This is a genomic window from Streptomyces finlayi (genome assembly GCF_014216315.1).
GTDB classification, from domain to species: Bacteria; Actinomycetota; Actinomycetes; order Streptomycetales; family Streptomycetaceae; genus Streptomyces; species Streptomyces finlayi_A.
On record NZ_CP045702.1, the window covers coordinates 5,162,344 to 5,184,151 of the forward strand.

The following is a 21,808-nucleotide window of genomic DNA, read 5'->3' on the forward strand; positions in this document are numbered from 1 at the left end:
ACCCCTCCAATGGACAGGAGAGTTGTCGGTGGGAGTGCTTCGAACCCCTCCAGGATATCCCCGGAACGGGTGCGCGCGGGGGTCAGGAGAGGGAGCTGACGACCTCACGCACCTGGACCGCCACGGACGCGGGCAGCGGCGCGTAGTGGATCGAGTGCAGCTGCTTCTGGCCCTCCTCGCCGGCGGTGTAGGTGAGGAAGGACTTGAGCGCCGGGAGGCTGTCGGCCGGATTGCCCGTGTCACAGACGACCTCGTACGTCACCAGGACGATCGGGTACGCGCCTTCGGCGGACGTCCTGTAGTTGAACCGCATCGACAGGTCTTTCCCCGTACCGGCGATCCGCGCCTCCGCGATGCCCACCGAAGCGCTGGTCGTACTCGGCGCGACCGGCTCCGCGGCTCCCGTGGCGATACGCACCGTGTCGATCTTCCGCCTGACGGCGAAGGACAGCTCGAAATAGCCGATCGCGCCATCGGTCCGGAGCACCGCCGATGACACCGCATCCGATCCGCTGGCCGACTCGCCACCCCGGGCCTGCCACTTCTTGCCCGTCGGATACGGCCACCTCTTGGGCGCGGCGCCCTTGAGATACGCGTTCAGGTTCTGCGTGGTGCCCGAGTCGTCCGTGCGGTGAAACGGGATCACGGGCAGGTCCGGCAGCTTCGTACCGGGATTGAGGCGCTGGATCGACGGATCGTTCCACTGGGTGATCCGGGAATCGAAGATCCGGGCCAGCGTCGGCGCGTCCAGGACCAGGCCGGTCACACCGGGCACGTTGTACCCGAGGGCGATGGGGCCACCCACCATGGGCAGATCGATGGCCCGCCCGCCGGAGCAGACCTCCTTGGTGCCCTCCACGTCTTGCGCACTCAGCGCCTCGTCCGTACCGCCGAACGCGCTCGCCCCGCGCTGGAACTGCGCGACGCCGGCCCCGGACCCGACCGGGTCGTAGACGAGCTCCACCTCGGGGCAGGCGAGTTGGTACTGCTGCATCCACCGGCTCATCGCGTTCTGCTGGGCGGTGGACCCCGACCCCCGCACCTGGCCGCCGTCGGCACACGCGATGTCCGGTACGGCCTCCTGCGGCGCCGAGCTGTCGCTCCTGTCGCTGCCGCAGCCCGCAAGAAGCAGAACGCCCGCCACACAGACGGCCACCCCTCGCCCGCGGCCCGCCCGTTCCGTACGTCGAAGCTGCACGCCGTTCCCCCTCGTGGCACCCACGAACAAAAGGCCGCGCTACGCACATCGGCGGCCCGCTGCACAGATGCTCGCCGACGGGGGAAGGCCACAGGTGGCACCGGGGGGAACAACAGGCGTCACCCTGCCGACATTTGAGGAAGTGCGGTGCGGTGGCGGCAGGAGCCGACGCCCGCTGGATCGGGCGCGCGACCTGGCGGGCGCTTACGCGTTCGTTACGCGCCCCTCGCTACCGTGCGGTCACCTGCAGAAGAAGGCCCTCCCGAGGGAGGGCCTGATGTGGTGCGGACTGTGTGCCCCCGGCAGGACTCGAACCTGCGGCCAAGCGCTTAGAAGGCACGTGCTCTATCCACTGAGCTACGGGGGCTGACCTGCGAAAACGCAGTCTTCCAGGCGCTCGTCCCGCGATCCTATGGGACGTATGTGGGATCTGGTGATCCCTGGGAGCCGTGGGACACGGGTGCCTCACGGCGGCCCGCAGGTAGCTTCTCACACCACCTTCACACGCCCGAAGCCTCTCGCGGAAACAATCCTGACCCGGTTCGGCGTTGATGATCTCCGAACCGAGGAGGGGGAGGTGTCGGGTGAAGCTGTTCAACACGACGAAAGGCGGCCTGACTGAGGTCACGTCGCGTCTTGCTGACGTCGAGGCGGACGTGCAGAGCCTCATCGAGGCGCACATGGAGACGATGCTGGGGGTGCGGTTCCTGGCGAGCGAGTACGTGATCGACTGCGTTGACTCTCCTCCCGAGGGTTCCTCAAGCGTACCGAAGCGTGGTCTCGCCGCAGCGTGCGCCTGACCGGAAAACTCAACGGTCAGGTGGGTATGGCGGGGTAGCCCCTCGGCGGTGACGGTCGGGGGGCTGTTTCGGTGCGGTGCGGGTGGGTTCGTGTGTCAGGCGGTTGCCGGGGTGAGGGTGACGTCGTGGCCGAGGGCCTTGAGTTGGCGGACGAGGTCTCGGCTCTTGCGGTTCGGGTCGAGATTGCGGGTGTGGAAGTCGGCTCCGAGGTCTCGGTAGCGGGCGGTCGGGTCGTTCATGAGGTGCCAGACGGACACCAGGATGGAGCGGGCGACGGCGACGAGGGCTTTCATGTGGCCTCGGCGTTTGACGATCCTGCGGTAGCGGGCGCCGAGGAAGGTGTCGGTCCGTGCGGCGGAGATCGCTGCTTCGCCGAGGGCGCCGCGGAGCCAGGGGTTGCCCTTGCCGGTGGGCCCGGAGGTGTTCTTGCCACCGGACTGGAGGGTGCGCGGGGAGAGTTTCGCCCAGGACACCAGGTGTCCGGCGGTGGGGAAGACCGACATGTCCGGGCCGATCTCGGCGAGGATGACCTGCGCGGTATGGGGGCCGACGCCGGGGATCTCGTCGAGGCGCTCGGTGTCGGTGATCGGCATGAGGGTGCCCTGTCCGGGGCCTTCGCCGTCCTCGGCGGTGGACAGCTCGGCCAGGCGCACGGTGATACGGGCGGTGAGCTTGTCGATCTGCACGGTGAGGTAGTCGACGGTGTCCAGCAGCATCCGGCACATGAACCCGTGATGCTCTTCGAATCGGCCGGTCAGGGCCTCGGCCAGGGTGGCGTGGCTGGCCTTGATCGTGCCGTGGGCGAGGTCCGCCAACGCCTTCGGACTGCGTTCGCCCGCGATCAGGGCTTCCAGCATCGCGCGTCCGGAGACGCCGAAGATGTCGGAGATCACGGTGGACAGCTTGATCTGGGCGTCCTCGAGGAGTTTCTCGGTGCGCTGCTTGTGGCGGGTGCGCTCATGGGTCATGACCGCCCGGGCCCGGGTCAGGTCGCGCAGTTCACGGACTGGTTTCGGGGGCACGAACGAGGGCCGGAGCATGCCGCGTTCGGTGAGTTTGGCCAGCCAGACCGCGTCCAGGCGGTCGGTCTTGGGCCGGCCGGGGACGTTCTTGACGTCACGGGCGTTGACCAGCCAGCACTCCAGACCACGCGATTCCAGCAGAAAGAAGTACGGCTTCCAGTACGTCGAGGTGGCCTCCATCACCACCCGGGTGACGCCCTGGCAGATCAGGTGGTCGGCCAGGTCCAGGATCGCGCCGCTGGTCGCGACGGTGTTGAAGACCCGCTGCACGCGCTTGCCGGGCTTGTCCTCGTGCGGCATCCGCACACACACCATGCCCGACGCCTTGGCGATATCGATCGCCGCGACACGGGCCACGAGCTCCTCGGCCTGCTCGATCTCCTCCATGCCACCACTGTCGTCGGTGTCCCTCATGCGCCACTCCCAAGCCTTGATCCGTACGGGATGACGCCTGCCCAAGGGGCCGCGGGGGGAGCGAGAATCTGACCGGCGTGCTCGATGGCAACAGTGCGTGGCCCCTCTGCGGCCCCGGCACCAGACTGACCTACGGGCTCAACGTCCCAACGAGCTACCGGCATCGGCGGGCAGGCGCCGCAGCCATGTTTTCACGCCAGCAAGGCGCACCCGAAGGGAACAGAGAGACTGACCTGATCAAATGGAATCGGCGCCACCACCTCACCGCAAGAACAGCGGAGGTGCCTGACTTGCCGAGCGAGACGACGCACAGACACCCCCTGCTGCTGAAGCCGCCCGAGAGCATCCAGCTCACGCTCTTCGAGCCGGTCCGGGACTTCCGGCGCTATCGGAACCCGGACGGCTCGAAGGGGCGCTCCTGGACAGGATTCACCCCGGCAGATCCCGGATATGCGGACTTCCTCGTCGATCGGGCCAGGGACGTCGCGGTGGTACGGGGCTGGAACCGCTGCACCATCAAGCGCGTGAAGTGCGGATTAATGATCCTCTCGGCCCTGCACCAGCCTTTCGAAAGGATCAAAGCCACCACGGTGCACGCACTCTCCCGGGACATCGATGCTCCCGCAGTCCATCTCATCGACATGCTCGACGATCTCGACATCCTGCTCGACGACGCACCCGACCCCCTAGAACAACTGGTCAGAGCTCACCTCGCAAGGCTTCCCGAGCAGATACGCGTCGAGGTGACCGCCTACTTCGACGTCCTCCGCAACGGAGCCCCTCGCCGTCGCCCCAGGTCGCCTCACACAGTCGACATCCACCTGCGGCTGATCGTCCCGTTCACTGCCGAGTATTGTGCCCCCCGATACTCGACACTGAGACAGGTCACCCCCGAGGACATCACTGACTGGCTGGCCAAACGGAACAACGTCCAGCGCGAAATCGTCGCGCTCCGGGACATGTTCAAGACGCTCAAGTCACAGCGGCTGATCTTCGCCGACCCAGCCCGACGCATCAGGCCCGGTAACACCCTCGTCAACCCGCCCACGCCGGTCGCGGGAGACCAACTCAAACAAGTGGCCAGAGCCGCGGCTGAGAGCCCGGCCCTCCGGGTCGTCGTCGCCCTTGCCGGCATCCACGCCCTCTTCCCGCACGAGATCAGAATGCTCCAAGACTCCGACATCGAGCTGAGCACCGGGCGCCTCCGGCGGGGCGAGGTCAGCCGGCCCCTCGACGACTTCACCGCCGAAGCCATCCGCAAGTACCGGCGCTACCGTGACGCCCGCTGGCCGGACTCGGCAAACCCTCATCTCCTCCTTACCCAGCAGACAGCCAAGAAAAAGAGTCCAGTCAGCGACTTCTGGCTCAAGCGCCTGTTCAAGGGGCTGCCCGCCACGGTTGACAGCCTCCGCCAGGACCGGGTCCTCGAAGAAGCGATCGCCGCCGGACCCGATCCCCTCCGCATCTCCACGATGTTCAACCTCAGCGCCCAGGCCAGCCTGCGCTACACCCGTGCGGCCAGCCCGGCAGGCACCGAAACGACGACCGGGTAACCTGCGAACCCACGGCCAGAGAGCCTCCAAATCCCCCAGCAACACCTACAGTTCAGATTTCGATACCTTCAGAAATCGTGAACTCGCGGGGATTCATCAGTCCTCCCTCGGGATCAACGGCGAACTCGGCAAGAAGCTCGACAAGTCGCGGCTGCCGTCGCGGGTGGACCGGCGCCGGTCGTTCCTCGGGCACGTGAAGTCGTCGCGGCCCACCAACCCGCTGGCGCCGAAGGGGCCGCACCGCCGGCATCCGAAGATGCTCCCGGAGGGCGCCCGGGAGAGGCTGCTGGAGACGGTGAACGCCGCCCGGGACCGGCTGGTGGTCACCTGGCTCGCCGACGGCGGGCTTCGCATCGGAGAGCTCTGCGGACTTCACCTGGTCGACCTGCACTTGCGGGAAAATGCGGCTTGCGGCGAGTGCCACACCCCTCACCTGCACGTCTGCCACCGGCCCGGCAATCCGAACCGGGCTGAGGCCAAGACCAAGCACCCCTGGCGGGTCGAGCACGGCACCGTGACCGGCGGGCTGATCAAACGGGTCAGCCCCGCGATGGTGCACACCTACTTCGAGTACGTCACCACCGAGTACCCGCGCGGCGCCGGGCACGGCATGCTCCTGGTCCAGCTGCACGGCGCCGATACCGGACAGCCGTGGGCGCCGGTCGGAGCCAGGCGGATGCTCGGCCGGGCCGGGAATCGAGCCGGACTCGGGGTCGTGAAACCCCATGCCTTCCGGCACTCGTTCACGTCCGCGGTTCTTGACGCCGCCGAGGGCAACACGTTGATTGCCCGGGACGCCGGCGGTTGGGCCTCGGCCACGATGGTGGATGAGGTCTACGGCCACGTCGATGTCCATGACCCGGTCTTCGATGCCGCCCTGCGCACGGTCTGGGGTGAGACGAAGTGACGGCGCTGTCGCAGCTGCCGCTCCAGGATGCCCGCATGGGTCGGGACCGGCTGGAGGTGCTCACCGCGCTGGTCAACGGGCCCGAGTTCGACCCGGTGCTGCGCGGCGGGGTGCTGAAGATCCCGCCGACGCACCCGGTCTATCCGTGGAGCTGCACGGTCGTCGACTGTGAGAGGCCCCGCTGGAGGCGCTACGCGATGTGCTCGGTACACGCTGGGCAGTGGCAGGAGGCGGAGGCGCGCGGGATGAGCCGGGCTCAGTTCCTGCGGAGTGCGGAGCCGCTGCCGGCCACGGAGATGCCGGAGGCGATGATGTGCCGGATCTGCCCGCAGCGTCCGGCGTTCAGCCTGCAGCTGGTGCTGTGCTTCCGGCACCGCAACCGGTGGCTGAGCTACCGGAAGCGGCTCCCCGGCAGGGGCGAGGCGGAGTTCGAGCGGTGGCTGGCCGACCAGCCGGCGCTGCCGGGCTACGGTGAGTGTCGTGCGGACGTGTGCGACGAACTGGCCGCCTCGCCCCTGGGGTTGTGCGGCGCGCACGAGCGCGGCTACAACCGGGCCGGGCGGCCGGGAGGGGCGAAGCCGCCGAAAAACTTCTTCGCCACCTACGAGCGCCGTGATCGCCCTGTCCCGGTGACCTGCGAGGACGATATCGCCTTCCGTGCCTGGTGCCGCGCGCAGCTGCCGGTGCACCGCACCGGATCGGTCAACCTGCGCGGGCTGCGGCCCCTGCTGAGGGCCGAGCTTCAGTGGGGCATGCACGTTCACGGCATGCAGCCCGTCGCTGTGTGGCATCTGACGTGGATGCAGTCGCTCGCGGACGAGTGCCAGCGCCGCGACGTGGCGTCCCTGGCCGGCCTGGATGCCTCGGTCTTCCGCCGCGCCTACCACCAGCGCATGGTCCAGGAGGTGCAACAGGCCCTGCGGAAGATCTACTTCACCCCCTCCGACACTCGGGATGCCGGCTACATCGAGACCGAGCACTTCGGGGTGCGCTTCCCGCACCGCTCCAGCTACGTCGACCTGACCTGCGTCACCCAGCGGTGGCTGCGCGACCTCTTGTGGGACCACATCGTCGACGTGCTGCGCTCGCCCAGCTGCCCGCGCACTGCCCAGCCGGTGGACTTCGTGCGCCGCGCCGGCGCCGAACTGTCTGCGTTTTTGGAGGCCGAGGCGCTCGGCGGCGGCCACGACCCCACCGTGCTGCGCGGCGAGCATGTCCACCGCTTCGTTGCGGACCTGCGCAACCGCGAACGCCTCGGCCTCACCTTCCGCGGCCAGGCCCGCCTGGACGGCAAAAGGTCGAAAGTCACCGAGACCTCGCGGCGGATGGTGTTCAACTATGGCCGGTCCCTTCTGCGCGGCGCGCTGGACAGCGGCAGCGCCGAGCAGATCGGCCTGGACCGCACCTTCATAGCCGCCATGCCGGTCGGAGGCCGGGGCACGGCCCGCAGCCGCAACCCCTTCCCCGACGAGGTCGCCCGGGCGCTTGTGGACGAGACCAACCTGCAGCAGCTCGCCGACGGCTGCGACCCGCACGACCGGGGTCTGCGGGATGCGTGGGAGACCATCATCGTTACAGGACGGCGCGCCAGAGAGGTCCTCGAGCTCCGCCTGGACTGCGTCGGCCGCTACGGCGGGCTGCCCCTGCTCTGGCACGACCAGACCAAGGTCGGCAACCTGAACGCGGCCGTCCGCATCCCCGATCATCTCCTGGACCGGCTCGAAGAACGCCGCCGCAAGACCCTGACGCATTATGCCGACCGGCACGCCGGTCGTCCGCCCACTGCTGCCGAACGCGCCCACCTGGCCCTGTTCCCCACCGACATCCTCAATCCCGACGGCCGCCGCGCTCTGTCCTACACCTGGTTCCACACCGGCTTCCGCAGCTGGCTCGCCGAGCTTGACCTCGGCGGTCACTACGTCGCCCACCAGGCCCGGCACACCCTGGCCACACGGCTGCTGCGGCACGGCGCGACCCTGACACACATCCGCCGCTACCTCGGCCAGGTCTCCGACCGCATGGCCGAGCACTACGTCCACCTGACCAGCAGCGACCTGGACAACGTCCTCCAGCACGTGTGGGTCGCCGGACCCGGCGCCGCCCACCCCGGTGAACCCCTCACCAGCGACACCACCCCGCTCACCCGAGAACAGGCCCAGGCCCTGGCCATCGACCTCTCTCGCCGCAGCACCCCCGCCGAGGGCGGATTCTGCACCTTCCAGCCCGTCGTGAACGGCGGCGCCTGCCCCTTCAACCTCGACTGCCACAACTGCGACAAGTTCGTCCTGTCCGGCGCCGACCTCCTCTACTGGCGTCGCAAACGGGAACAGTGGCGGCTGCTGGCTGAGGGCGCCCCCGACGACGCCACCGCCGACTACCTCCACCGCTACTTCGAGCCCACCGCCCGCGCCATCGACGGCCTGGAGAAGGCCCTGGCCGGCCTCGGACTCCTCGACGACGCCCTCGCCCTGGACCTGCGCAAACCCCAGGACTACTTCCACCGCGTGTGGTCCACGGCCTTTCGCGCCGCCGACCTTGCCGACGCGGCCAACGGCGAGCCGGACGAGTACAGCGATACGTGCACAGCCGACGGCGACGACCTCGAACAGGAAGCTGCATGAACACCGTCACTGTTCCCGAACCCCGCACCGCGGCGGCCCTGGCCGCCCGCCGCCGCAAGACCGAAGCCGCCCTTCAGCGCGTCCACCAGGCCATCGCCCGGCTCCGACGCGAGAAAGCCCAGGTCAGCGTCGCCGCCCTCGCCCGCCGCGCGGACGTCTCGCGCACCTTCCTCTACGACAACGTCGAGGCCAGATCCGCGGTCGCCGCAGCGATGACGCAGGCCGACGAACACCAATCCCGCGCGCTTGCTGGACAGGACGACGAGCGCGAGGCGACCTGGCGCGAACGCGCCCTGAACGCCGAGGACGCCCTCAGGGCCGCCCACACCGAGATCTTCACCCAACGCACCCGGATTGGCGAACTCCTCGGCCAGATAGACGACTTGCAAGCTGAGTGGACCGAGGGTGCCATCCAGCGGATTGCCACCGAGAACACCACCCTCAAACAGCGCGTCCGCCAGCTCACCACCGACAACCGCACCCTCGACGAACGACTCAAGGCCGCCCGTTCGAACCTACGCTTCCAGGACCGGCGCGTCGCCGACCTTGAAGCTCGCATCGCCGAACCGGTACTGAAGTCCTGATCCCTCCCGCCCAACCACTTCACGGCCCGTCCACCGTCCCGGTGGACGGGCCGTCCCATGCGACCACCCAGGCGGGCTACAGCAACGGCCCCAACTCCCCGTCGCGGACATGTAGTCTATGAGTCGTCGCAGTTCAGAGCCGGTTCACGAGCTCCTGCGGTCGGTAAAATCGAGTACAAGCGCGGCACGGATGCCGGCGTGATCAACCAGGGCCTCTATTACCTGTCGTGGCTCACCCGGCACCGGAGTGCCTTCGACAGCCTGGTCCGCGACAGGCTCGGAGTGCCGACCGCGGCCCAGGTCCTGTGGAGCGCCCCCCGCCTGATCTGCGTTGCCGGCGACTTCACTCGCTACGACGCGCACGCTGTGCGCGAGCACCGTCGCAGCATCGACCTGGTCCGCTACCGGTACTACGGCAGCAACCATGTCAGCCTGGAGACGGTGGTCTCCGTCACCGGCAAGTCGGGCGCGGCGAACCGGCGCACTCGCCGACGGGCGCACATGGACGCGCCGCAGGCGCTCCAGCGGCAGACCGGTGCCATGGCGGAGCTGGCCGTGGCTGCGGACGAGATGCTCCGCGGCCTGGGAGACGGCATCACGCGAGTTCAGCGCAAGCAGTACGCCGCGTACCAGCGGCTGCGGAATTTCGCCTGTGTCATCCCGCCCCAGCAGACCAAGTTGCTCGTCTACCTGAAGGCGGACCCGAAGAGCGTCGATCTCAGGCCCGGATTCACCCGGGACGTGACGGGGCTCGGTCACCACGGCACGGGCGACCTGGAGGTGCAGCTGCGCACCGAGCGGGACCTGGAGCGCGCTCAGGACCTGTTCCGGCTGAGCTACGCCGCGGCGTGAACCAGTAATGGCCCCGGGGCCAGGTGCGCTTGCCTGATCAAGTTGTCGTCTGTCGCGATGCGGCCCTTCGATGTGGCGGTCAGGTAGTGGCGGTGGAGCTATAAGTATTCCGTGGATCCCCGGTTTCGGTAACCGGGGATCCACCGCTATATTGCCGCCCAGATCTACCGAAGCCCGCCGGACAAGGCGGCGTGAGCGGCCTGCACGCTCGTCCAGTAGTGGGCGAACTGTTCCTCGTTCAGCCTCCGCACCGCGTATCCGGCGCATTTGCTGCACCAGCCTGAGCCTGTCCAATAGCCGTATCCCGGGTCTTGCAGGTAGAGCGGAACGAAATCGTGGAGAGTGAGAAGATCATGCTCAGGGCTCAGCGACTTCTGGTGCACACACACTCCGTGTGACTTTCCTTCGTAAAGCCCCTGTGGGTTCGTGGCGTACACCTGGAGATTGGCCAGAGGCCCCAACGTCTGATTTCCGACGCTCCTTCCCGTAACTCCGTGACGGTCCATGACGAATGGCTGGCCGTCCCGGCTGTGCAGGAACACCCAGAGTGAGAATTGATCCCCGGGGACGAGCGCTGTCAGCGAGGCCATACGCAGCAATCCGTCGGTGTACCGGTCGGGATCGCGGATTAGGGATGTTTCGCGGAGATCGGCGTCGGGCGGGGCATCGAGCCACTCGTCCGGAATCGGAACGCGCCGGGTTGCTGGGGCCTGGCTGCCGAAGGCTTCACGGCCGAATTCGACGGTGACTCTGCGGTAGACGCTCTCGGAAGGGTGCGGGAGGGGCATGAGTCGATTCTCGCCGACTCTGACGTCTGTATCAGCGTGTTCTGGCGGGGGCGGCAGGATGTGGGGCCGGGGCGGGTGACGCACTGCGCGGGCTGCGCTGCCGTCGTGCGGAGGCGAGCGGCTTTGCGTATCGACCGGCCGCCTCGACGGCGACGTCCTGCAGTACGGAGACGGCGGCGTGCGTCGAAAAGTGCAGGGCCCACTCGGGGGCTTCGGCGTCGCCCCCGCCCCAGAACGTCCAGACGGGCAGGTCGGACTGCCGGAAGTTTGCCGCGAAGGCATCGAACTGGACGCCTGCGGAGTGATCACTTGGTGCCTGCCATCGGATGAAGCGGCCGTCGACGCTGTGGTCCCAGTCGGCGTCGAACAACGGACGGGTGGCCTCCCAGACGTTGGCCTCCGAGACCAGGCTGCCGGCGGTGATCTCGACGGTATCCGCGGAGTCGAGGCTTTCGAGCAGCGTCCGCACGATGTCCACGGGGGCCGTGGCGGTCGCGGTGGCGTGCCACAGGCGCTCGCCGACCGGGCTCTCGTACGCCGCGATCTTCCACTGGGTGTCGTCAGGGGCGGCTTCGTGAACGAACTCGGCTCGCATGACGAGGGATTCGTGGACTGCGTGGGTGGTCTCGTCCGACCACGTGCGCCACTTTTCCCACTCTCCGTGCGCTTCGAGAAAGTCGTTCAGGAGTGCTTCGTGGTTGCCAGCCGCGGCAGCGTGCGCGTCTACGAGCCTGGTCGTCGCCGGTGACGTCGGTGCGTTGGCCGTAGCCGGTAGCGAGGTGCGAGCCTGTTCAGCTTCGGTTTCGGTGCTGGTGGCCGGCGCCGGGCCGGGGCGTACGGCGTCGCCGTAGAGGCGATCGAACTCGGTTATGGCTTCTACGGGGTTGTCGTACCGCATCGATTCGGTGCGCAGGTGGTTTTCCCCGTGGAGGTGGATGCTTGGGCCTTCGCGGTAGGTGCCGACGGCGACGGTGGTCCAGCCGTCGTGGGCGTGGGCGTGGATGATCAGGCGTCCGTGGCGGATGTCGTCGTAGATCTGCTGGGCGTCGTTGGACACCTCGCGGATCTCCTCGCGCGTGCACCAGGGCATGGGGTAGTTGGCCCAGGTCCATTCGGTGTCGATCTCCTCGCGCAGCTCGGGGGTGATGTCCACGGTGATGTTCTCGGCTCGCAGGGCGCGTGCGGCTTGCTCGGCGTAGTGCGGTTCCTCGCGGTCGATGCGCGCCATGACCATCGTCTGTTCGTCCAGCGACTCGAAGCCGTGGATGGTGAGGAGGCCGTGGATGGTACGGGTGGGGCTGCCGGTGATGGTGGCGGTGACGGCGCTGGAGCGGTCCTGGTACAGGCCGAGGCGGATGTGAGGGGCGGCTTCGGGGTGCGGCAATCTGGTCTCGTTTCGCGGCTCTGGCCGGCGTGGGTCGGCCGGAGCGGGGGTCATCGGAGTGCTCGTGCTGCGGTGGCTCGGAGCGGCGGACCGGCCCGGGAGACGGCCGGGCTGCGCGGGGCACGAGGAGTCGTCGGTGGTGCGGGGGCGGTGCTGCGCTGCCAGCGGGTGCGCAGGGCAGTGAGGTCGGCCAAGGCACGGCGGCTGCCGGTGATCAGTTGATGCGTCGTGTTGGCCGGGTCCTCGGCGTAGGTGGCGATCCGCGTGGCGACGTCGCACGCACGGGTGAGCAGGGCGCGTTGAAGAATGCGTTCACCCCAGTATTCGGCTGACCCGACGGGTGTGGAGACCAGTGCCATCAGGTCACTGGCGGCGAGGTCATCGGCGAGGAGTCCACGGTGCTGGGCTTCCCAGAGCACGGTGACCGGGTCCACGGGCTCTGCGCGGTGGACCAGCGAGGTCAGGCACTGCCACAGGGCTGCGTGCAGGGGCTGCGTGAAGTCGTCGGGCTGGAGCCAGCGCATGTCCTTCAGCGCGGCCGGGTGCGCGGTGGCGGTGGCGAGGAGGAGTCGTTCCTCGTCGAGGGCTTCCTCGCTGCTGCGCGCCGTGGGCTGTGTCGGCATGGCGGTGCGTGGCAGGGAGCCGGGGTGCGGGGCGAACTGTCCGGAGAGCGTGTCCAGGAACTGCGCGAGGGCGTCGGCCTGGGCCAGGGTGGTGACGGCCCGGTTAGGCAAGGTGGCGTCGGTCGCGGTCTGGGCTAGGCGTTGGGCGTGCATGAGCAGCGTGCGTCGGGCGTGATCGGATTGGATCATCCGGGCGTACGCGGGCGCGTGCTGGGGCCACGGGCAGACCTGGACGAGGGTGTGGAGGTAAGAGGCGGTCAGCCCGGGGGCCTGGGGGCGAGCCGCGGCCAGGACGGCGTTGAGCCAGGCGGGATCGGAGCGGTGGGCCTCCGGATCGGGCAGCGGGACCATGCGCATGGCCTGGAAGAGGGAGCCGTGGGCGTGGTTGCTGAACTGCTCCGCTCCCAGGACGCGGATGTCGGGAAGCCGGTGGGGATCCAGAAGGAGCGCCCCGAGCAGGGACTGCTCGGCGTAGTGGACGGGCCGCGGAGAGGGCAGGTCGTCCAGGTCGTCCTCGTACGGGTCGGTGGATTGGGACATCTACGCGGCCAGGGTGAAGTCGTCGGGGTTGAGGGTCTTGCCGAGATGCGGGGCCAGCAGATGGGCGGCGAGCCGAGGGGGCACCGCGTTGCCGATCTGGCCGAAGACTTGGCCCTTGTTCCCGGCCCAGGGATAGTCGGTGGGGAAGGTCTGCAGGCGGCCGGCTTCCTGGGCGGTGATCCGGATGGACTCCGGCGCCGGCTGCTCCTCGCCAGAGGTGCTGGGGGCGGCTTCGGCGATCCAGACGCATTCATTGGCGCGATGGCCGAAGAACAGGGTGCCGGCCGGCTCGTCGGACCGGCGGACGGTCGCGTTGGACTGGTTGTTGCTGCGCAGGGACCATGACCAGCGGTGCGCTTCGCCCGTGAAGGTGGGGGCCGGCTCGTCGGCCGGCCGGTTCTCCCTGGCTCCGTGCCGAGCCGACCACCCCGCGCCCTCCCGGCGGGACTGCAGGACGAGGGTGCTCTGGGGCTTCCAGGTTCCGCGGTCGCGGGCGTCGCTGAGGGTCTTGCGGGATCCGGACGGGAAAGGCTCCGGGCCGCCTCCCGGCCCTCCGCCGGCGCACACGGTCGGCACCGGGCGGTCGGTGGCACCCCAGCCGAGGGCTTCGGCCATGGACACCCACTGGGCGCGGCCCGGCCCGAACAGCGTCTCCGGCTCGGCGACTTTGGAGTGCGTGGGCGACGGGGGCTCGGCGGTACGGGTGCGGGAGGCGAGCAGGATCGCGCGCCGTCTCGTCTGCGGCACTCCGTAGTCCGCCGCGTTCAGGATCCCCGTCCACACCGAGAAGCCCCAGCCGCGCAGGACCGCGGCGTACTGGCGCCAGAGGGGCAGGACGTCGGGCACTTCCTCCATCGCGATCCACTCGGGTTGGCCGTGCTGGTTGAGGGCGTGCAGGTAGCGCATGGGCTCGGCGGCGAGCAGGGAGCGTTCGTCCTGGCAGGCGGTGAGGAGCTGTTCGCGGGTGTCGCGGCCGACGGCGAGGTCGGCGAGAGCTTGGTGGACCAGCGGCTGGTCGCGGAGCCCGAGACGTTTTCCGGCCATCGACCATGCCTGGCAGGGCGGGCTGGCGATGAGGCCGGTGGTCCTTCCGAGGAAGGGCCCCACCGGATACATCGCAACGTCGGTGCGGATAGTCAACTGCCTCGCCGCCGCGCGGGTCTTGCAGGCCCACGCGTCCCATTCCAGGCCGATGTCGCGTACCCCGAGGAGGGTCAGGGCGTGGCTCCAGCCGCCGGGCCCGGCGAACAGATCGAGCACGATCACGTGGCCAGCCCGAAGTCGTCCCGGGTCAGCGCGTCCGCGTCGCCGCGGCAGGCCCAGGGCGAGCAGCCGTCTGTGACGCCTTCCTCCAGCGTGGCGGGGTCTTCGTCGTCTCCCAGTTCCTGCTGCATGGCGGCCCATTCGGCGGCGGTGACGTGATCAATGGGAGCGTCGGCCAGGGGCACGCGGGAGCGGTGCAGGAATGCTTCGCCCAGCAGCGGGTTGCCGCTCGCGTTGGCGCGGGCGTTGCCCTGGCGGATGGCGGCGTCGAAGGCCACCACGTCCGCCCATTCGGCAGGCGAGGTGTCGCGGATGTGGCGCCACTGTGAGTTGCCGTGGAAGGGGCATCCCAAGCAGCTGCTCTTGGGGGTGTCCGCCAGGTTGAGCGAGGACAGGTAGCGGACGCAATCGGTGCGCGACCAGCCCAGGTCGATGAGCGGATGCCGGTTGCGCATGTACTTCACGTCCGCGTCCTTGGCGCGGTGGAACTCGTCGGTCGAGATGCCGACCCACTGCTCGACGAACACCTCCCGCGGGATCCGGGCGGGGTAGGGGTAGCCGAGGAGGGCTCTGACCTGCTTCTTTATTGGTTTGATCTTGTATTCGCCGGTGCACTGCCGTCGGGTCATCCCGGCCTTGCCGTCCTGGTTGAGGATGTAGAGCGGCATGGAGGCGAACCGGTGGTGCGGGTCGAGGGCGTCGTCGCGGATGTTGCCGGTGGACACGCACAGGACCGGGATGCCGGCCGGGGCGGCTACCTCACGCTCCAAGCGGTCGAGGTGGTCATAGACGGCGCGGGGCTCCCATCCGGTGTCGGCGAAGATCGCGTAATCGACCTTGGGAAGGTCGCCTGCGGCGGACAGGGCGAGCAGGGTGCTGGACTGGACTCCGGCGCCGAGGGACAGGGCGCGGAACTGGGGCTGTTCGGTGATGGTGGGTCCTGGAGGGCGTGGGGAGCGGTGGGGGTCTCAGCGCGACGGCGGTACGGGTACGGCAGGCGGCTGGGGGTGGTCTCGGCGCAGCGCGTGGCACTGTGCGAGGAGGCCGTCGAGCAGGTCGGCGGCCGAGGCAACGAACTGCTGCGGCGTGGGCCGGAGAACTACAGGCGGTGATGTCGGGGCGTCGGCTCTGCGGCGCTGGTTCTCGACAGCCCGTGCCAGGGCGGCGGTCAGTTCCGCGCTCGCGTCCTGGGCCGCCTTGGCGGTGCGTGCCGCACGGTCGAGGCGGAGCAGGTGCGCGGACGAGTCGTGCGACGGCTCCCGCTCCAGGTCGAGGAAGAGGTGGAGCGCGCTGGCCGCGAGTGCCTGTGCCTCGGTGACCCGGTCGGTCAGGACCTGGGCGCAGTCGATGGGGGCGTGGCGCAGGCAGTGCTGAAGGGCACGTGCGTCGGCCGCGATTCGGTCCACAGCTCGTGGGGGCTGGAGGACTCAGGCATCGGGTGCCGTGCCGATCCCAGTACCCAGCGCGTGGGCGAATGCGGCCGTCACAGCGGCGGCCGGGGCCGGGTCCGACAGCAGAGCCTGGACGACCGGGGTGCCGATGACGACGGCGTCGACCAGGGGCGCCACGTGGGCCGCGAGGACGGGGCTGGAGATGCCCACCCCGGAGACCACGGGCAGCTGGCTTGCGGCGCGCAGCCGCTGGGCGAAGGCATCGAGGGCCGGCAGGTCGAGGGGGCCGCGGTAGCCGGTGGGGCCGGTACTGGCGGGTGCGTAGAGCCAGCCGGACGCACCGTCGACCGCGGTGCGGAGGTCGGCGTCTGCCGTGGTGCGCGGGACGAGGTGAGGCGCGGACAGACCTGCGGCGCGGGCGGCGCGGTGCCAGCGGAGCGTTTCATCGCGAGGAAGGTCGACCACCATCATCCCCGCAGCGCCCGCCTCGGCGAACAGGCGAGCCAGGTGTTCGGGGCCGTGGCGGAGGACGGGTTCCCAGTAGGTCATCACCACCGTCGGACGCAGCGACGCGGCGTGTGCGACGGCACCGACGGTGCGGTCGATGACCTCCCCCTTGACCAGGGCACGGTGATAGGCGGACCGAATGAGGCGGCCGTCGAGGGCCGGGTTGGCGCAGGGCAGACCGATCTCGAACAGGTCGGCCCCGGCCTGGGCGAGGCGGTCGAGCTGGCGGCACTGGATATCCGGATGATGAACGCCGGCGGGAACGAACACTCCGAGTGCGCAGCGGGGTTGGGTGAGGACCGTGTGGAGGCGGGTGGCGGTTGCCAGGGTGTGTCCTTCTCAGTGGAGGCGCTGTCGCAGGTCAGCGGCGATGGCCGGCCGACGGGACGGGCGTAGTTGCGCCAGTGCGCGGTGCGGCGGGATGTGGAACTGGCTGGGGCGGCGCCGCGCGTGCAGGCGGTTCGGCGGTGAAGCCGGGCCAGAGGGTGTCGAGGCCGTCGGCGAGGTCGCGCGTACGGTCCGTGGCGTCGCGTAGCCACTCCCATGTGGGGACGGGGAGTTGACGCCAGTGGGCGTCGTTGCGTGCCCATTCGAGGATCTCGGCGGCGTTGCGGAGCTGCTCGGCGAGCTGCTGCAGAACCTGGCTCTGCTGTTCGGGGCCGGCGACGGTGTGCGCGGCCTGCAGGAGCGCGTCGAGGGCGGCGGGAAGAGGCTCCTCGTCCGTGGGCAGGCCGTAGAGCTGGGCGTGCAGGGCTTGGGCGTAGACCGTCACGGGGCCGCCGCGGGAGCGGTAGCCGTGCTGGGCTGCTGCTTGGCGCCGGACGGTGAAGTGGACGGTGACGTCGCGGGGAGCGGCGCCGGGGATCTGGTCGGCGAGCACTCGGGCGAAGTCGTGCACGGACGGGGTGTCGGAAGGCGTAGGAACTCCAGAGATACGGGTTCAGCGCCCGGCTGAGCGACGAGCCGGTTGAGGACCGGGCGGTGGGGTGGCCGGTTTTTGTGCCATCGGGCGTGAAGCGTGCCGAGGGGGATGGGTGTCCACGTGGTGACGGCGCACGGTGATCTCGCCGGAGGACGCCTCGGCGGAAACGATCAGGTCGCCCGGCTGCAGTTGGTGGACCTGTACGGTCAGCAGCGATGTGGCGGTGGCAGGGGCTTCGGGGGTCCAGCCAAGGGATTGCAGGGCAGCTTCGAGGGTGAGTTCGTGGCCGTGCATCCGGCCACGGATGACCTCTTCGGGGATGCCGGACAGGCGCCCCCAGTCGGGCAGACTCATCCGCTGGCCCCATGCGCTGTAGGGCTGACCGGTACCGAGGGTGGACCGGTTCTCGGGTTCCTCGGTGATGGCGATCTGCGGATTCCAGCCCGCCTTGATGCGCTTGCGGATGGTGCTGGTGGAGGCGTTCGCTCGCGGGTCCACTCCCCATCGGTAGAGGGGCTTCGTCTCGCCGAAGGCGGTCACGGGCACCATGAAGTGCTCGCCGTCGGGCCCCTTGGCCAGAGCTTCTTCGAAGGAGAGGCCCTGTGTGTGGATGCGGCCGTAGAGCGTGTGGTACTTGATTCCCGACTGCTCGGCCCAGCCGCGTAGCGTCAGCGTCTTCTCGCCGAAGGTGAACTGGAGGGTGGGCAGTTCGTGCTTGGGCTTGGTGACGGCTTCTTCGGGATCCCAGCCCAGAGCGAGCCGTGTCCGCAGTGCTTCCTTCTTCACCTGGCAGCGGGGATCGTTGGCCCATGCGCCGAGTGACTTGGATTCGCCGAACGCGGCGATGGGCCCTCGGGCCTTCTCCCAGTCGTAGCGGCCTATCCGAGTGTCCGGGGTCCGCGCGGCGGCGGTTGCGCTCGCCGCCGCCGTCTCGGGATTCGGGGTGTTCGGGGGTCGGGTCATCGGCTACGGGCCGGTTTCGGAGCGCCACTCGGCCGCAGGGCCGGGCGCGTGGTGGTCGGGGCAGCCGGGCGGGGGTAGGCGAAAGAGGCGGAGAGGTCACGGCGCCCGGCCGGGCTCAGGTGCACACGCTCGTCCACGAGCCACAGCTGGCAGTCCTCGCGCGTGATCAGGTCGCGGCTTTCCAGCGCGCGGATGGTGCTGATGCTGAAGTTGTCGCACTCGCGGCGGTTCCACGGCCGGCCGTTGCTGATGGTGACTTCCCCACGGGCGACCGCAAGCAGTGTGCGGCTCTGGGTCCGCGACAGGGTGGGCGGCTGATGCGCGGGCAGGTAGCCGTAATGGCGGCGTTCGGCGACGTACTGTTCGGCGGTCACCACGGCGTCGGAGGCGCCGAGAGCGGTGAGCTGCGAAACGAGGGCGAAGCGCCGTCCGATCTCCTGGCGGGCGTCCTGCTCACTCGGGACGGCCAGGAAGCCGTCGCCCAGCTCCATGGGCAGTCCCGCCTGCGCATGGGCGAGGACGTCCCCGGCTTCGATCAGGTGGTCGGCCGCGTCATAGGCCAGGTGGGCGAGTTGGCGAATCCGGGCGTAGACGGCGCTGATGACGGGGCTGTGGTACATCGACTCCTTGTTGAGTCTGGTGACGATGTCGAGCGCCGAATTGGCCAGGGCTTGGGCACGCGTCGCCTGCGCATTCAGGATGTCGGCGGGCCGGTTCCCGTTCACCGCGTGTCGCAGATGAAGGTCGTGGAAGCGAGTGAAGTCGGATGCCACGGCCAGGAGTTGCTCGGCCGGCTCGACGGAGAGGGTCTTCTCGGACAGGGGTGGCTCCGTAACAGGAGATGGTTAGCGACGGTGGGGGCGGCCAAGCTGGGCGAGGGCGTGAGCGACCTGTGGGTTGATCGCAGCCCCGCGGACCGGGGTGATCAGGCCGCCGTGCTCGTACCGGGTGCTGAGGGGGATGTCGGCGAAGGCGCGCTCCACCGCGATCGGCGTGGCGAGATGGGCGAAGAAGTTGCCGACGAGGTGGTCGGGGGTGTGCCGCATGAAGGTGGCCAGCGGATCGTTCTCGAAGTAGACGTGCTCGACCTTCCAGGCATCGTCCACGTCCGGCGTGTGCTCGATTCGGCAGTACAGGTCGGGCGAGACGAAGGAGCTGCCCTCGGCAGACCAGCCGCTGAGGGCGGCGATCTGGTCCAAGGGCTCGCGTGTGACCGGAATCTGCTCGGCGTGGCGGTCATCACCGAGGAGCTGGGGCAGGGCCTGGGTGAACGCGGCCACTGCCTCCAGCGGCGCCTGTCGGCTGAACACCGCCTTCCAGTAGGGCTCGTGGTGGACGACCTTGCACCAGCGTCCGAGCGGGTGCAGCGGGACGAAGTCGACCGACACGCTGCCGTCGGGGCTGTCGACGCCGACGTCGCCGTTGCCGGCATCGTGCTCGACTTTCCAGCCGAAGAGGTGGATAAGGGGACCGATCACGTCGGCGACCCGGTCCCCGGCATCGGCCATGTACCGCGGGGAGACCAGGACCCGTTCGTCGGGCGCGTACGGGCTCATCGGCGAACACCCTGCGCCGCCACGGTGACCTTCGGGGCGGTGGACGCTGCCGTTGACAGGGCGGCGCGAGGCCGAGGCTCGGCCAAGGCGCGCTGCCCCGCCTCGGTCACGGTGATCTTCTGCCCCTGGAACAGCGAGGTGCCGGTGTCGGAGCGGACCAGCTTGCGCTTGGCCAGAGCGCGGTAGGTGGCGATGGAGACGCGGGTGCCGTCCTCGGTGGCGACCCGGGTGACGCCCAGCCCCCGCGCCGAACTCTCACACAGCTGTCCGCCGGCGGACAGCGCGGTGAGGGCGTCGTACTGGGCCGGGCTGAGCGGGGCCCCTGCCGTCTGCCGTACGGCCGCCGTCTTGTGATCTTGAGCGGAGGCGAGGTCCTCGGCGATGCCGTGGGCGAGGTAGTGGCAGCCGGTCGCGCACAGGTCGAGCTGGTGGACGGCATCGTTGAGGTGCCCGCTCATCTTCGGAATGGCTTCGGCGTGCCGGTGGGCGCGTACCGCCTCGTCGTCGGCCGGGTAACCGGCGAACTGCGCCCCTTCGTACGGGTTGGCTAGAAGGGCACGGGCCAGGTCCGTGCCGGCGAGCGACGACGAGGACACGACCGAGGACAGCAGGTCCAGGCTGGCACGGCTGCCGGCGATGTGGGTGTACGCGCTGTTGTCGAGCGCGGTCAGGCGCACCATGGCGGTGGCAGTGAGGTCCTGGGTCTGCAAGAGGAGGGGGCCGATGCGGCGCAGCGCGTCCGTGCCGGGCGTGTACGAAACGTCGTGCACGTGCAGCTTGAGGGCTTCGAAGTCACGGGCCAACTCACGGAGTTGGCTGACTTGTTCGTGGAGATCGGTCGGGGGCGTGGGGATGGGGGCTCCTGGGATGGTTCAGCGGCTTCGGGCGGTGGCCTGCGCGGCGGCCGGGAGAGGGCGGGGCGTCGTCCCAGGTGCCGCACTCGGTCTGGCCGACGGCAGTTCGAGGACAGAGGCGAGGGAGGCGATGCCCGTCTCGGTGAGGCGCACGCGGTCCTGGGGCGGGCCCCCGACGTACGCGGGATGCGCCGAGTCCGCGGACCTCTCGACCAGGCCCCTCGACTCCAGGGCACGCAGGGTGCTTATCAGCACCTTGGGCTCACGCGAGCGTGTGAACTCGCGCTCCATCGAGCTGCCGGCCACGACGTGCCCGCGGGCGATCTCGGTCAGGGCGTCGCACTGCACGGCTGTCAGCCGGTGATCGGCGACCGGGGCGGAGGCCCAGCGGCGTCTGCGCATCTCGGTGGCCAGGGTCACCGCGCAGCTGACGGCAGCTTCTGGGGCCAGGGCGGTCAGCTGGCGCGCTGTCCCGGCACGGAGGTCCGCCGAGGCGGTGGCGAGGAAGGCGAGCTGCTGCAGGCGCATCACCGTCTCGGTCAGCTCCGCGCTCTCGTAGAGCCGTTCGCCCTGGATCGCCTTGATCGCGGATTGAGTGCTGGCTGCCGTACGCAGGGCCGAGTCGGCATGGGTGTTCGGCCCGGACGTGGCGGTGGTGCGCAGGACGAGGTCGAGAGCGTCGTTGTGCTGGGTGTACTGGTCGGCCAGGTGGAGCAGCCGCTCGACGGATGTCGGCGGCGGTGGCACCTCGAACAGCAGGGCTTCGGCGGGTGGTCTCATGCGCGAGGACGACGGCGGGTTGCGGGTGTCGAGGATGCCGTCGGAGTGGTGGAGGGCTTCGGCGCGTGCTGTTCCTCTGCGTGGAGGGCGGGCCCGTAGGAATCGAGGACGGCGGCAACGTCTGCGAGGTGTCGGGTGCAGGCGAGGGCCTGCTGTTTCGTGGCGGGGTGGGTGAGGGCCCGCAGGGTGACGTCGGGGTCGCTGTTGCCGCATTCGAGGCAGCAGCGATGGTTGGGATTCCAGTCGTCGGGGACGTCGTGGATCTGTGGCATGGGCGTTTTCCAGG

21 protein-coding genes, 1 tRNA gene and 1 pseudogene are annotated in these 21,808 nt (G+C 69.3%); 6 read left to right on the forward strand and 17 right to left on the reverse strand.

The features are described 5' to 3' along the window. Positions 1-82: 82 nt before the first annotated feature. Together pstS and F0344_RS23740 are read right to left on the reverse strand one after the other, a co-directional pair. Positions 83-1,198, reverse strand: a complete 1,116-nt coding sequence (gene pstS / locus F0344_RS23735; RefSeq protein WP_185300723.1) for a phosphate ABC transporter substrate-binding protein PstS — start codon at positions 1,196-1,198, stop codon at positions 83-85. Positions 1,199-1,492: 294 nt separating this feature from the next. Next, positions 1,493-1,565, reverse strand: a tRNA-Arg gene (locus tag F0344_RS23740). A 217-nt stretch (positions 1,566-1,782) separates the two neighbouring features. Here F0344_RS23740 and F0344_RS23745 point away from each other — a divergent pair. Beyond that, complete coding sequence (locus F0344_RS23745) at positions 1,783-1,998, forward strand: hypothetical protein (protein WP_185303042.1); 216 nt, start codon at positions 1,783-1,785, stop codon at positions 1,996-1,998. A gap of 95 nt (positions 1,999-2,093) precedes the next feature. Here F0344_RS23745 and F0344_RS23750 read toward each other — a convergent pair whose 3' ends face one another. Beyond that, positions 2,094-3,434: an IS110 family transposase gene (locus F0344_RS23750; RefSeq protein ID WP_258050003.1), complete on the reverse strand. Its 1,341-nt coding sequence runs from the start codon at positions 3,432-3,434 to the stop codon at positions 2,094-2,096. 290 nt (positions 3,435-3,724) lie between these two features. On the opposite strand from F0344_RS23750, the gene F0344_RS23755 reads away from it, so the two are divergent. The 5 genes and pseudogenes from F0344_RS23755 to F0344_RS23775 all read left to right on the forward strand — a co-directional run. Then, positions 3,725-4,987 carry a hypothetical protein gene (locus F0344_RS23755; RefSeq protein ID WP_185300724.1) on the forward strand — a complete coding sequence of 421 codons (1,263 nt, stop codon included), beginning with the start codon at positions 3,725-3,727 and terminating at the stop codon, positions 4,985-4,987. Between the two features lie 193 nt (positions 4,988-5,180). After that, positions 5,181-5,894 carry a tyrosine-type recombinase/integrase gene (locus F0344_RS23760; RefSeq protein ID WP_258050073.1) on the forward strand — a complete coding sequence of 238 codons (714 nt, stop codon included), beginning with the start codon at positions 5,181-5,183 and terminating at the stop codon, positions 5,892-5,894. Positions 5,895-5,929: 35 nt separating this feature from the next. Beyond that, entirely contained in the window at positions 5,930-8,515 is a 2,586-nt protein-coding gene (locus F0344_RS23765; RefSeq protein ID WP_258050074.1) for a tyrosine-type recombinase/integrase, read from the forward strand. Beyond that, positions 8,512-9,099, forward strand: coding sequence for a DUF6262 family protein (locus F0344_RS23770; protein WP_185300726.1), 588 nt, complete (start codon positions 8,512-8,514; stop codon positions 9,097-9,099). The genes F0344_RS23765 and F0344_RS23770 overlap by 4 nt, the downstream gene beginning before the upstream one ends. 168 nt (positions 9,100-9,267) lie before the next feature. After that, positions 9,268-9,951 (forward strand): annotated as a pseudogene (locus F0344_RS23775) (DUF5655 domain-containing protein); the annotation flags it as partial. A gap of 164 nt (positions 9,952-10,115) precedes the next feature. Here the strand turns inward: F0344_RS23775 and F0344_RS23780 are convergent. The 14 genes from F0344_RS23780 to F0344_RS23845 form a co-directional block, all read right to left on the reverse strand. Continuing rightward, a complete protein-coding gene (locus F0344_RS23780; protein WP_185300727.1) occupies positions 10,116-10,739 on the reverse strand; it encodes a hypothetical protein in 624 nt (207 codons plus the stop codon). A gap of 31 nt (positions 10,740-10,770) precedes the next feature. Beyond that, positions 10,771-12,123, reverse strand: a complete 1,353-nt coding sequence (locus tag F0344_RS23785; RefSeq protein ID WP_185300728.1) for a DUF317 domain-containing protein — start codon at positions 12,121-12,123, stop codon at positions 10,771-10,773. A gap of 50 nt (positions 12,124-12,173) precedes the next feature. Next, positions 12,174-13,286 carry a DnaB-like helicase N-terminal domain-containing protein gene (locus F0344_RS23790; RefSeq protein WP_185300729.1) on the reverse strand — a complete coding sequence of 371 codons (1,113 nt, stop codon included), beginning with the start codon at positions 13,284-13,286 and terminating at the stop codon, positions 12,174-12,176. Beyond that, positions 13,287-14,552 carry a DNA cytosine methyltransferase gene (locus tag F0344_RS23795; RefSeq protein WP_258050075.1) on the reverse strand — a complete coding sequence of 422 codons (1,266 nt, stop codon included), beginning with the start codon at positions 14,550-14,552 and terminating at the stop codon, positions 13,287-13,289. After that, complete coding sequence (locus F0344_RS23800) at positions 14,549-15,421, reverse strand: hypothetical protein (RefSeq protein ID WP_185302856.1); 873 nt, start codon at positions 15,419-15,421, stop codon at positions 14,549-14,551. The genes F0344_RS23795 and F0344_RS23800 overlap by 4 nt, the downstream gene beginning before the upstream one ends. A 96-nt stretch (positions 15,422-15,517) precedes the next feature. Then, positions 15,518-15,955, reverse strand: coding sequence for a hypothetical protein (locus F0344_RS23805; protein ID WP_185300730.1), 438 nt, complete (start codon positions 15,953-15,955; stop codon positions 15,518-15,520). A 21-nt stretch (positions 15,956-15,976) separates the two neighbouring features. Continuing rightward, a complete protein-coding gene (trpA, locus tag F0344_RS23810) occupies positions 15,977-16,774 on the reverse strand; it encodes a tryptophan synthase subunit alpha (protein WP_258050296.1) in 798 nt (265 codons plus the stop codon). A 34-nt stretch (positions 16,775-16,808) separates the two neighbouring features. Beyond that, on the reverse strand, positions 16,809-17,345 hold the full coding sequence (locus tag F0344_RS23815) for a hypothetical protein (RefSeq protein WP_185300732.1): 537 nt from the start codon (positions 17,343-17,345) through the stop codon (positions 16,809-16,811). 42 nt (positions 17,346-17,387) lie between these two features. After that, a complete protein-coding gene (locus F0344_RS23820; protein ID WP_185300733.1) occupies positions 17,388-18,332 on the reverse strand; it encodes a hypothetical protein in 945 nt (314 codons plus the stop codon). Next, positions 18,329-19,105: a hypothetical protein gene (locus F0344_RS23825; protein WP_258050076.1), complete on the reverse strand. Its 777-nt coding sequence runs from the start codon at positions 19,103-19,105 to the stop codon at positions 18,329-18,331. Before F0344_RS23825 ends, F0344_RS23820 begins: the two co-directional genes overlap by 4 nt. A gap of 72 nt (positions 19,106-19,177) precedes the next feature. After that, a complete protein-coding gene (locus F0344_RS23830) occupies positions 19,178-19,888 on the reverse strand; it encodes a DUF317 domain-containing protein (protein WP_185300734.1) in 711 nt (236 codons plus the stop codon). Next, on the reverse strand, positions 19,885-20,691 hold the full coding sequence (locus F0344_RS23835; protein WP_258050077.1) for a hypothetical protein: 807 nt from the start codon (positions 20,689-20,691) through the stop codon (positions 19,885-19,887). The genes F0344_RS23830 and F0344_RS23835 overlap by 4 nt, the downstream gene beginning before the upstream one ends. Before the next feature lie 69 nt (positions 20,692-20,760). After that, the gene (locus F0344_RS23840; RefSeq protein WP_185300735.1) at positions 20,761-21,522 is read right to left on the reverse strand and encodes a hypothetical protein; all 762 of its coding nucleotides are present in this window, start codon (positions 21,520-21,522) and stop codon (positions 20,761-20,763) included. Then, positions 21,519-21,794: a hypothetical protein gene (locus tag F0344_RS23845; protein ID WP_185300736.1), complete on the reverse strand. Its 276-nt coding sequence runs from the start codon at positions 21,792-21,794 to the stop codon at positions 21,519-21,521. The genes F0344_RS23840 and F0344_RS23845 overlap by 4 nt, the downstream gene beginning before the upstream one ends. Between the last annotated feature and the right edge of the window lie 14 nt (positions 21,795-21,808).